The organism is Salinivirga sp. (assembly GCF_035268865.1).
Lineage (GTDB): Bacteria > Bacteroidota > Bacteroidia > Bacteroidales > Salinivirgaceae > Salinivirga.
In genome coordinates, this window is record NZ_DATFKB010000053.1 from 1 (window position 1) to 11,728 (window position 11,728).

Here is an 11,728-nt window from a genome sequence, read left to right on the forward strand (position 1 = left end):
GGCTATTGACATATATACAAAATCATTGTCAATATCATTCCAAATTTCTTCAAATAAGCGAACATCTAGTGTTCGGTTATTCATTTTATTTAAAGGTTTAGCAAAAAGGTTATTGCATTCATCCAAATTTAACAAAGCTTGTTAAGTTTTCCTATTTTTCATTCAAAAACAGATTGAGAAGTTTCAATAATACCACCTTTTTAGAATCGAACAGAAATGTTGTAATCAGACGGTTTGTGTAACGATTAAAAGTAATGTGACTGCAATCAATGCAATAATTATAGAAATAGAAACGATTACATCTCTCTTTTTTTTCTCCCTGACTTTCTTCCTGATTGTGTTTTTCACTTCTGCTGAAAGCTCCTGATGTGAAGGTATATTTTTATTGTGTTTATAAGAAACCGCGCTTCTTTTACGTAAACTATACTTATCTTTTTGAGAAGTTCGCAAATTACGATTCTGTCTCAGCCTGTTCTGCATATCCCTTGTATGTCCGGCACCACCTGTCATTATAGTTAACAATTATTCTGTTTCAGATTTTTGAAATATCTCCAAAATGGTAATCGAACACTCCGGAGCACTATCAAATTTAACCAAATTTGTTATACACTCATAATTTTAGTATAAAAGCAAATACCCGCACAGAAAAATCCATGCGGGTTTAATTTTACGGTCTTATAATTTACAGCGGGATATTACCATGCTTTTTGGGTGGCATGGCTTCGGTTTTGTTTTGGGTCATTTCCAGCGCCTCGATAATTTTCGGGCGGGTTTGTTTGGGGTAAATAATTTCATCAATATACCCCAGCTCCGCCGCACGATAAGGACTTGCAAATTTTTCCTTGTACTCCTGTACTTTTTGCTTGCGCTCCTCTTCGTTGAGGTTCTCTTTGCGGTAAATAATGCTTACTGCTCCTTCGGGGCCCATTACGGCAATTTCGGCTGTGGGGTAAGCCAGGTTCACATCGGCACCGAGGTGTTTTGACGACATCACGTCATAGGCGCCGCCATAGGCTTTGCGTGTAATGATGGTGATTTTGGGTACGGTAGCTTCCGAAAAGGCATAGAGCAGTTTGGCGCCGTGTTTAATAATTCCGCCAAACTCCTGGTCGGTACCGGGCAGAAAGCCGGGAACATCTTCAAACGTGATAAGCGGAATATTGAACGAATCGCAGAAACGCACAAACCGGGCACCTTTCATGCTGCTTTCAATGTCGAGCACGCCGGCCAGGTGCGCGGGCTGGTTGGCCACAATACCCACCGGGCGACCACCCATACGGGCAAAGCCCACCACAATATTTTGCGCGTAATGCGGCATAATCTCAAAAAAGTTATGGTCGTCTACCACTTTTGTGATGATATCTTTAATATCGTAAGGTTTATTAGGATCGTCGGGGACAAGCTCCTGCAGCGATTCATCCTCACGGTGTATATCGTCGGTACAGGGTTTTATGGGTGGGTCTTCCATATTGTTCGAGGGCAGGAAGCTCATCAGTTCCCGCAGCATCATCATGGCTTTTTCATCGTCTTCGGCCATCAGATGTGCCACACCACTTTTAGAGTTGTGCGTCATGGCACCACCCAGGTCCTCTTTGGTTACCTCTTCGTGGGTCACAGTTTTAATTACATCGGGCCCTGTCACAAACATGTAGCTCGACTTCTGGGTCATAAGAATAAAATCGGTGAGCGCAGGCGAATAAACTGCACCTCCAGCACATGGACCAAGCACAGCAGAAATTTGGGGAATGACCCCTGAAGCGCGCACATTGAGGTGGAAAATATCGGCATAGCCGGCCAAACTCTCCACACCCTCCTGAATACGGGCACCACCACTATCGTTCAGGCCCATTACAGGGGCACCCATTTTCAGGGCCATCTGCATAATTTTCACTACTTTATCGGCATTGGCGCGGCTCAGCGTACCTCCATATACGGTAAAGTCCTGTGCAAATACGTAAATCAGGCGCCCATCAATTTTACCATACCCTGTAACCACACCATCGCCAAAAAACTTTGGCATTTTAAAATTTTGGTTCCGGTGGGTCATAAAACGGTCCACCTCTACAAAAGTATTCTGATCGAGCAGCAAGTCAATGCGCTCTCTGGCCGTAAGACGATCGGCCTTATGTTGTTTTTCAATACGCTCTTCACCCCCGCCCTTCATAGCTTCGCGGGTGTGCTCTTCGAGTTTATTAAATTTTTCTTGTATACTCATGTTGTTTCGTTTTTAAATTTTGGATCATGGTTAGTAGATCGTAGATATTGGATGTTAGATCATATGTTTGGCTGTGTGATTTGACTTCTCCAGGATATTGAGTGGCAATTGGGCTGTCTTAGCGGGAATCGATTCTCACAGGTCATTGAGTAGCTCGTGGGCCGGGCTGGGGGGAACCGAAATGGCCGGGTTATTAGATTTCGCATCATAAATACTAGATCCTTGATCGTGGATGTCAGATTATAGATCATGGGTTGATTTTTGAATTTTTGCGTTTGTCTTTTGAGATCTGACCATTGGAATTTGGTATTTGCTTACTCCACAACTACCATAGTTTGGCCGCCTTTCACCACATCACCCTCTTTCACATGAACTTCTTTCACCACACGGTCTTTTTTCACTTTATATTCACTTTCCATTTTCATGGCCGACACCACTACTACCGTATCACCGGCTTTTACTTCATCGCCTACCTTAACTGGCACGCGTACTACCTTACCCGGCATCGGCACCTTAATGTGGGCCTCTTCGTCATCATCGTCGGACTTGCGACTCAACAGATATTTGCGTTCGGCATCGATAATATCAACCGTAAAACTTTCATAAAGGGTATTGACCTGGAAGTTCTTATTGTGTTCTCCTTCAATTACCTCAATATTGTAAGATGTATTGTCATGAATAAAAGAATACACACCTTCTTCTACCATAAGCGCGTCGACTTCATATGTTTGATCGTCTACACGAATTACATATTTTGAACCATCGGCACTTAACTGTTCTACCGTGGTTGTTCTGTCATTTATTTTAATTTCAAGTGCCATACAATCAAATTTTAAATTCTGATTTTAATTCTTCGGCGTCCATAAGCCTTCCAGTTATTGGTCATCTGCCCACCATGTTTGGGTGGTTTGGCCTTTTGTAACTTCGCCTGATAATCGAGAAAAGCTGCAATTACGGCCATATCTTCACAATCGCCGCTACAATCTTCGTTTTCAAAAAGATCATCACTGTATTTTTCAATAAAGGTGGTGTTATACCTGCCAGATTGAAAAACCTTGTGTTGCATTACGCGTTCCAAAAAGCGTATGGAGGTTTTTACGCCCGTAATTTTATATTCATACAAAGCTCTTTGCATGCGATTAATGGCATCTTCGCGGTTTGCGCCCCAGACAATAAGTTTGGAGATCATAGGGTCGTAGTGCATAGGTATTTCAAAACCCTCATACACATACCCGTCTGTGCGCACGCCTAAACCCAGGGGTTCAGTAATGTGTTTAATCACGCCCGGACTCGGCATAAAATTATTGTCGGGATCCTCGGCATAAATTCTACATTCAATGGCGTGGCCGTGCTGAATGAGGTCTTTTTGGTTAAAGGTTAACTTTTTATTGTTGGCAATATTGATTTGTTCCTTTACAAGATCGACTCCCACCACACGCTCTGTAATGGGATGCTCAACCTGCAGCCGGGTATTCATTTCGAGAAAATAGTAATTAAGGTCATCGTCCATGACAAACTCCACGGTTCCTGCACCACTATAATTTACAGCTTTTGCGGCATTCACAGCGTGTTCACCCATTTCCTCGCGCACTTCCTGTGTAAGCAAGGGCGATGGGGTCTCTTCCACAACCTTCTGGTGTCTGCGTTGCACAGAACACTCACGCTCAAACAGATGCAAAGCATTGCCATGATTATCGGCCAACACCTGAAATTCTATGTGGTGGGGTGAGGTTATATATTTTTCGATATACACGCTACCGTCTCCAAAGGCTTCGGAGGCCTCAGAGCGTGCACTTCTGATAGCAGATAAAATATTTCCCTCTTCATGCACCAGCCTCATACCTTTTCCGCCCCCACCAGCAGAAGCTTTAATCATTACAGGCAACCCAATCTCTTTAATTTTTTTTATGGCTTTTTGCTCATCATCAATTGGATCAAGCGTACCGGGGACAATAGGCACACCCGCTTTTTCCATTGTTTTACGGGCAGAAATTTTATCACCCATCGTGTTAATGGCATGCGCTCCGGGTCCTATAAAAACAATCCCTTCTTTTTCGCATCTTTCGGAAAAGCCTGCATTCTCTGATAGAAACCCGTATCCGGGGTGAATGGCATCAGCACCGGTACTTTTGGCTACTTCAATAATGCGGTCAATGTTCAAATAACTCTCTCTTGAGGGTGCCGGGCCAATATGCACGGCTTCATCGGCATAACGCACATGCATTGATTTGCGGTCGGCATCGGAATACACCGCTACTGTTCGCAAGCCCATTTCACGACATGTGCGCATTACACGCACGGCAATTTCTCCGCGATTGGCTACTAAAACTTTTTGTATCATAGGCAGTTAAATTTATTCTGCGATCTTAATAATTTCAGTTATCAATTTATGTAAATAATTACATTTTTGCTAATTTAATGAAATTTTATCATTAGCCACAAGTGTATAATTTTTGTTTCTATTGACCTTGATTATAGTATTGTTAGGATAGGAATTAAGCCCGGAGGGCAAAAGGAGGCTATTACAATATATTATTTGTTCTCTTGTTTTCATACACATGAAACTTAAGAACCGAACAGTTACATTTTTAGAATGTTCAATTTTAGCACAAAAAGGGCATCCTTACACTCAGTCCTGAATGATGGTAATGATAGAAATACAAACAAAAACACCATACCATTGCTCGCGGGCCGGCTCCATTAGGGAATCATAAGATTCAATACAGACATAATTACGCTGCGAAGTTATTGTTTGATAAAAGTCTGCCTGGCTCGAATCTGGTCATCCCGGTACAAAACAAAGACATAAAGTCCCTGGGGCAAATGACTGACTTTCACAGCACTGCCCGATACAGGGTTGAACAGTTCCTTGTCCAGCACCTTGCGGCCCCTGGCATCGAAAACAACAACTCTATCGGGCTGAATGGTTCCGGAATCAAATTTCACTAAATCAGTGGCCGGGTTTGGGTAAATATTTAAATCAGCAGAATTTATCACATTATTTATAGATACAAATTGCAGAGGTTCGCCATATTCAGAACCATCAGCCAAGTGATAATATTTAATTTTTCTTTCAGTAGAAGGATAACTATTAAATAAATCTTGTGTTGTATAATAAGGCCCTCCCAGACCTAAAACAAATCGTATATCGCTCAATTCTTCAAAAAAGAAATAGGAACATGAATCATTATTCATTTGATAAAATTGTGAGACATATGCAAAATGTCCACATTCCATAAACATAGCGTTAGCAGCATAACCAGAATACAACATTGGCATACTATAATTGGCATCTATCTCTTTACTATAACTTTGTTGAAAAGTATCGACCAAAACATCCTCGTACATATAGAAATAATGACCATTCTCCAATGAATCAACATAAATCGAATCAGTTCCAATTTGCTTTTCCCGCTTATAAGTAATTGTTAATTGTTCCGCTTCTATTGCTTTGTCCAAAACATTCAATTTGGTTAATGTTCTGTGGCACAAAAAAGGACTTTCGGAAGTTTCAAGTAAAATATGCAGTTCATCGCCAATATTAAAATTAAAAAAATCAGCCTCACTAACATTCCAAATATCTTCAAATGATGGTAAAGCCCCATTAAAATACGCATTTGGAGCAACCCGATAATCAGGAGAGAAATATTCATATTCTTCGGGAAACGACACCCATGCTCGAGATTTTATTACACCTGCTCTCAGTCCGATTTTAATTGAATTAAATCTCTCTTTTTTACTTTTAAATTTATTTTGAACAATGAAGCTAAAGGTATGCACAACATCCGGCTCACCATTAAAATACACATTTTCAATAGACTCAACTGTTGCATCAACCTGGTATACTGAATCTTCATAGCATAAATACGTTGTTCCTTCGTTTGCATTCATATCTATCAAAACAGAATCCCCATAACGATTATAAAATGAATAATTTCCATTTGCCCATTTAGTCAGTTTGGGTCCAACGATACTGGGACCGGATACATCAACACAATCACTGCTCCACAAGGAGATCAAGCCATCCTGAAAATAAAGTGTTGAATCTCCATTTTGAAAATGAGTAGAATCAACTTTTACAGCCCAAATAGATTCCTCAAAACTATTTTTGTAATAGTGAACTGTTTCATTAAAAAAACCAGACTGACCAAATAACTCACAGTAACCAAAAATTATAATAAAAACGAAAGTGAATATATATTTTCTCATAGCAGTAGTATTTAGATTCTTCATGAAATTATGGCATGTTATTAATTATTCCAAAAAAACTTTGATAGAAGTCAATCTCTCTAACAAATAAAAGTGGATGGGCAGAATGAATGTCTCCACGAAGTTATTGTTTCATGAATGTCTGCCTGGCTAAAGCCTGTTGGTTTTTATAAACAACAAAAACATAAATACCCTGAGGCAGCGTACCAACTCTTAGAACCTCCTTAGAAACAGACCGGGATAGCTCCTTCTCCAGCACCTTACGCCCGCGGGTATCAAAAACAGCAACCCTATCGGGCTGAATGGTTCCAAAATCAATCTTTAGTTCATCGGCTGCCGGGTTTGGGTATACATTGATTTCCTTAATAAAATGTTCATCAATTCCCAAATAGTGTTTATAAAAACTATCTGGCTTAACGCCACCAATTGTATCTCCTGCATGTACTTTTCCTGTAAAATAGAATTGATGGAAATATTCAAAACCATTAAATACATATTCTTTCCCAAATCCCTCCTTAAATTTCACATAACCAAATTGGAAGGTCATATCATCATTATTGCGGATTAATAAATCAGGAAGTGTGTCACATACGCGGTAATGGGGATAAAAATCCCACAATTCAAGATCTCCGGCATATTTAATGGTCCTTCCATTTCTCTCTGTATAAATTGTTCTATTGTACATTTCAACCGGAGTCCAGCCTATTATATGACTAAAATCATAAATTTGATTCGGGTAACGATTTACAAAAATACCCGGAGAATTGACATAGTTTAATGTTGAGTTGTATTCAGTTCCACTGGTGTCAACATAATGTCCGTTTTGGAAACCCCAGCTGCATTTATATACATGAATTCCATAAGTCAATGTATCTCCATTTATCTGCTTTGATGTGATGGTATATTTCGACAAATACTCATACGTGTCTCCATCTCCACCACCAACACTTCTATATTTTCTCTGAAAGATATCTCCAACTGTAAAGTCATAAAATTCTGTATACCCGGGAAGCTTTTCACCCTTCTGATGTGATCCTTCCACACCCACTAATTGATATATCTCATCGCTAACAGAAGGGAACTGTAAAATCCCATAAGACTTACTCAATAGAATGGTTCGGTCGTTTGAGAGCGTTATTTGCTTTATTGAATCAATTTCCCCAAAAATCTCCTCTGTGCCGGAAGAAACAACACTTGCATCTATATTATTCAGTGTATCAAAAACCCAACTGTGGCCAGGTTTTGCAAGAGGCTTAAGCAGAAACTTACCAGTATCTTCAAACACAAATATGCTGTCAGATTTTTTAATCATGCTACGCATTAAAAATTGTGGTTGGTTTCGTAGCGCATACATATTGTTTTGGTTATCGCTGCAGGTATCGCAATTAGTCATAATTCGATTCAGATAGAAAACCGAATCACCGTCGACGACTTCTACAGAATCGGTTTTAATAACGTGGGTAATCAGGCTTGTATCGCCCAGCTTATAATTATAGCTGTCCGCAACCTTTAAAGGTTGCCAGTTTTGGCCTTGTAGTGACAAAAAACTAATAAAAAGCAATGCAAGTATTAACAAATTTCTCATAGCAGTAACATTTAGATTTCACATAAAGGTAAAACTTGTTACACAGAATCACAAGTTTTGTTACAGAAAAAATTACGTGGTATGAGTCCCATAAAAAAAAGGACCTCCTGTTTAAGAGATCCTTTTGCTATGTTTTTTGAGCAGGTTGATATGCAACAATTTATCTCAACTGCGCACCAAATTTGTGCTCAAAAGTGCCCTTCAATTTATTCATAAGTTTATCGATCTGTTTATCTTTAAGGGTTTTGGTTTCGTCCTGAATAATAAACGAAAGGGCATATGATTTTTTACCCTCTTCAATATTTTCGCCTTCATACACATCGAATAAACCAACCTGCTTAATGAGCTTTTTCTCTGCTTTAAGTGCAGACTGTTTCAATTCATCGAACGTAACCGATTTATCGAGCAACAATGCCATATCTCTTCTAACTGCAGGGAATTTAGACACTTCTGTAAATTGAGTTTTTACTTTACCGAACAGTTTTACAAGGTATTCCCATTCAAGCTGGGCAAAATAAACGTCGGCTTTAAGGTCAAAAAAGTTTTTCACCTGTTTAGATACGATCATCAACCGGGCAATCTCTTTATTGTTGTATTTATACACCAATCCTTCACGGCAAATATCGTTGCTCAGAAACTCCTGTTCAATCTGATCCACATCAACACCCATGCGTTTCATAACATTTTCGGCATGTGCTTTAAGTTCATAAAAACTGGTAGGTTCCTGGCTTACACTCCAGGTGTCATCCTGCTTATTTCCGGTAAGCACCAATGCCAGTTGTGTGCGCTCAGCGTAAGCTTTCAATGGATTATCACTGTCCGTTTGTCTTTTGGAATAGACCTTGCCAAACTCATAAAGTTTGAGATCAGCATTTTGCCGGTTAGCATTGTATTCCACTGCTTCCATAGCAGAAAAAAGCAATGTTTGACGCATAGCATTTAAATCGTTGCTTAAGGGGTTGAGCAGCATAACCGATTCCTCTGCATTGAATGTATCAAACGCTTCGAAATATTCAGCTTTGGTAATGCTGTTGCTCATGGCCTCATTGAAAGCTGAAGCTGTAAGCATGTCAGAAATGCGGTTGCGCAGTGCCTCTTCATCTGGTTTTGGCTGATAACTCAGTGAAGCATGCACACGATCGCCAATTTCGATATTGTTGTACCCGTAAATACGCAGAATCTCCTCTGTCACATCAGCTTCACGCTGCACATCGACACGGTATGGAGGTACTTTCAGATCAAGGGTATCTCCCTGTTCATTTGCGACTTCAATTTCCAGCGACTTGAGAATTTTCAGAATCAACTCCCGGTCGATCTGCTTACCTGCCAAAGTTTGAAACCTTTTAAGACTAAATTTCACATCAAAAGGCTGTGCTTTTTTGGGATATTCATCAATGATGTCGGAGGTAATTTCTCCGCCAGCAAGTTCTTTAATAAGTAATGCAGCACGCTTAAGTGCATAAATAGTTCCATTGGGATCGGTACCACGTTCGAAACGGAACGAAGAATCGGTATTTAAACCGTGGTATCGGGCAGACTTACGTACGCGTACAGGATTGAACCAGGCACTCTCCAAAAACACCCGGGTTGTTTTATCGGTTACACCCGAATCAATACCGCCAAAAATCCCGGCAAGCGTCATACCTTCTTCAGCATTACAAATCATTAAATCACGACTTGTAAGCGTGCGAACTTCCTCATCGAGGGTTTTGAATTTAGTTCCTTCGGGCAGGGTTTTCACAATCACGTGATCGCCTTTTATTTTATCTGCATCAAAAGCATGCAAAGGCTGGCCGGTTTCGTGCAATACAAAGTTGGTAATATCCACAACATTATTAATTGGACTGAGGCCAATGGCTTTTAGCCTGTTTTTCAGCCATTCCGGCGAATCTTTCACAGTGATACCCTCAACAGTTGTTGCCGAATAGCGGTAACAGCCTTCAGTATCTTCAATAGTGAGCTTTATGGGATTATCGGTCCGGTCTGATTTGAATGCATCGACTGCAGGTTTTTTGTATTGTGTTGGTTTTTCCAAATTCAGAAAAGCTGCCAAATCACGAGCTGTACCAATATGCGAAGCCCCATCAATTCGGTTTGGAGTGAGCCCGATTTCAAATACATAATCGCTTTCCACATTAAAATATTCGCTCGCGGGCATGCCTACCTTAGCATCGTCGGGCAGTACCATTATACCTTCATGTGAATCGCCCACGCCAATCTCGTCTTCGGCACAAATCATACCGTATGATTCTTCACCACGGATCTTTGATTTTTTGATTTTAAATTCCTCATCACCGTCATAAAGTGTCGAGCCCACAGTAGCTACAGGTACAGTTTGGCCCTCGGCAACGTTCGGCGCTCCGCATACAATTTGCTTTGTATCGCCATTGCCCAAATCTACAGTTGTTACGCTCAGGTGATCGGAATTCTCGTGGGGTTTGCAGGTCAGTACTTTTCCAATAACCACACCTTTAAGTCCTCCTTTTATCGACTCTACCTCTTCGAGGCCTTCAACCTCCAACCCTGTATCGGTTAAGATACGGGATACTTCTTCGGGCGATAAATCAAAATCAATATAATCTTTTAACCATTTATACGAGATCTTCATATTGCGGGTGTTTTCTGTGTGCAAAAAATCAGCTGACAAAGTTAGTATTTTTTCAGTGACGATAAATAATTACGTGTCAGGTTTTATGAAATACAAAATCTTATATGGTACAATTATTAATCATTCCAGATCGGTATTCTATCATTTATTAGCTCTGTTCAATCCAAATAATAATATTTTCCTTTATTTTGGAATAGAATTGGCAACTCACTAATGAAATCTAAAATGAAACGCTATGGAACTCAATATACCCGAAAGTCTGATTTACGAGATTAAGCAAACGGTAGCTTCAGAGCATACTGCCAAAGCTTATGGTAGTGGTCTGGCGGAAGTTTATGCCACGCCAGCCATGATTGCATTGATGGAAAATGCAGCTTACAAAAGCATCGAAGAGTTTTTGCCCGAAGGCTACTCATCTGTGGGCATGGAAATTAACATGCAGCACCTTAAAGCAACTCTTCCGGGCAAAGAGGTCAAAGCCATATCGAAAGTCACCGAGGTAGATGACCGCAAGGTAACCTTTGAAATTAAAGTTTTTGAGAACGAAGAACTGGCAGGTTCGGCAACACACCGTCGCTTTGTGATCAACAGCCAAAGGTTTATGGAGAAGCTAGACAGTTAATCCAGGGCTTTTTGCCAAAATTCAAGATTCAAGGTACTTTCTATTTTCCGTTCCTCACGATTGGGCAAGGCAGCATAAAAATCAATACCGGTTGCCTGCTCCACGCTGTCAATAGTAACAGCATAGCTGAACAAATCGGCTTCTCCCTTTTTATTGGGTAAAATAAAAGCAACACCCTCTTTTACAGAATCATTAAAAACCAATAAAACCTTAAAATAATGAGAAGGGATGCTAACTTTATTGGGGCCAATTACTGTTGAATTTCCCAGAAAAAGCGGCCCCGATACAATAAGCAAGCGATCAAATGCAGCAGCCCATTTTCTTGTGCGACCTTCAAGCTGCCTCCATATACCTCTGTTAAACGAAGCATACTGGGGAGACATATTGCTATAGTAAAAGCTTTCTGTCATGGCCTGCTCACTCCAGGTCATATCTGCTGCAGGAGCTAAATGTCCGCGGTCATAACCTGATTTATAATAATCCTCATCC

At 40.4% G+C, this 11,728-nt stretch carries 9 protein-coding genes; 1 reads left to right on the forward strand and 8 read right to left on the reverse strand.

The genetic code is table 11. From position 1 onward, the window contains the following. Positions 1-225: 225 nt before the first annotated feature. The 7 genes from VJ937_RS03570 to pheT form a co-directional block, all read right to left on the reverse strand. Positions 226-522 (reverse strand): hypothetical protein, encoded by a 297-nt coding sequence (locus VJ937_RS03570; protein WP_324065520.1) that lies wholly within the window; start codon positions 520-522, stop codon positions 226-228. A gap of 160 nt (positions 523-682) precedes the next feature. Beyond that, complete coding sequence (locus VJ937_RS03575; RefSeq protein ID WP_324065521.1) at positions 683-2,215, reverse strand: acyl-CoA carboxylase subunit beta; 1,533 nt, start codon at positions 2,213-2,215, stop codon at positions 683-685. A gap of 314 nt (positions 2,216-2,529) precedes the next feature. After that, entirely contained in the window at positions 2,530-3,036 is a 507-nt protein-coding gene (locus VJ937_RS03580) for a biotin/lipoyl-containing protein (RefSeq protein ID WP_324065522.1), read from the reverse strand. A gap of 11 nt (positions 3,037-3,047) precedes the next feature. Further along, positions 3,048-4,556: an acetyl-CoA carboxylase biotin carboxylase subunit gene (gene accC, locus VJ937_RS03585; RefSeq protein ID WP_324065523.1), complete on the reverse strand. Its 1,509-nt coding sequence runs from the start codon at positions 4,554-4,556 to the stop codon at positions 3,048-3,050. A 404-nt stretch (positions 4,557-4,960) separates the two neighbouring features. Next, a complete protein-coding gene (locus VJ937_RS03590; RefSeq protein ID WP_324065524.1) occupies positions 4,961-6,424 on the reverse strand; it encodes a T9SS type A sorting domain-containing protein in 1,464 nt (487 codons plus the stop codon). Between the two features lie 124 nt (positions 6,425-6,548). Then, complete coding sequence (locus VJ937_RS03595) at positions 6,549-8,009, reverse strand: T9SS type A sorting domain-containing protein (RefSeq protein WP_324065525.1); 1,461 nt, start codon at positions 8,007-8,009, stop codon at positions 6,549-6,551. A 160-nt stretch (positions 8,010-8,169) separates the two neighbouring features. Next, positions 8,170-10,617, reverse strand: a complete 2,448-nt coding sequence (pheT, locus tag VJ937_RS03600) for a phenylalanine--tRNA ligase subunit beta (protein WP_324065526.1) — start codon at positions 10,615-10,617, stop codon at positions 8,170-8,172. A 235-nt stretch (positions 10,618-10,852) separates the two neighbouring features. Between pheT and VJ937_RS03605 the strand changes: the two genes are divergently transcribed. Further along, on the forward strand, positions 10,853-11,239 hold the full coding sequence (locus VJ937_RS03605; protein ID WP_324065527.1) for a thioesterase family protein: 387 nt from the start codon (positions 10,853-10,855) through the stop codon (positions 11,237-11,239). On the opposite strand, the gene VJ937_RS03610 is transcribed toward VJ937_RS03605, so the two are convergent. After that, positions 11,236-11,728 (reverse strand): DNA/RNA non-specific endonuclease (locus VJ937_RS03610; RefSeq protein ID WP_324065528.1); only part of this gene is annotated, 493 nt, incomplete at its 5' end. The two genes, VJ937_RS03605 and VJ937_RS03610, sit on opposite strands and share 4 nt — an antisense overlap.

Bases quoted from the DNA above. Each gene is read 5' to 3' on its own strand.
- VJ937_RS03605 (WP_324065527.1), top strand. From the start codon at position 10,853: ATGGAACTCAATATACCCGAAAGTCTGATTTACGAGATTAAGCAAACG.
- VJ937_RS03590 (WP_324065524.1), bottom strand. From the start codon at position 6,424: ATGAGAAAATATATATTCACTTTCGTTTTTATTATAATTTTTGGTTAC.
- accC (WP_324065523.1), bottom strand. From the start codon at position 4,556: ATGATACAAAAAGTTTTAGTAGCCAATCGCGGAGAAATTGCCGTGCGT.
- VJ937_RS03595 (WP_324065525.1), bottom strand. From the start codon at position 8,009: ATGAGAAATTTGTTAATACTTGCATTGCTTTTTATTAGTTTTTTGTCA.
- VJ937_RS03575 (WP_324065521.1), bottom strand. From the start codon at position 2,215: ATGAGTATACAAGAAAAATTTAATAAACTCGAAGAGCACACCCGCGAA.
- pheT (WP_324065526.1), bottom strand. From the start codon at position 10,617: ATGAAGATCTCGTATAAATGGTTAAAAGATTATATTGATTTTGATTTA.
- VJ937_RS03580 (WP_324065522.1), bottom strand. From the start codon at position 3,036: ATGGCACTTGAAATTAAAATAAATGACAGAACAACCACGGTAGAACAG.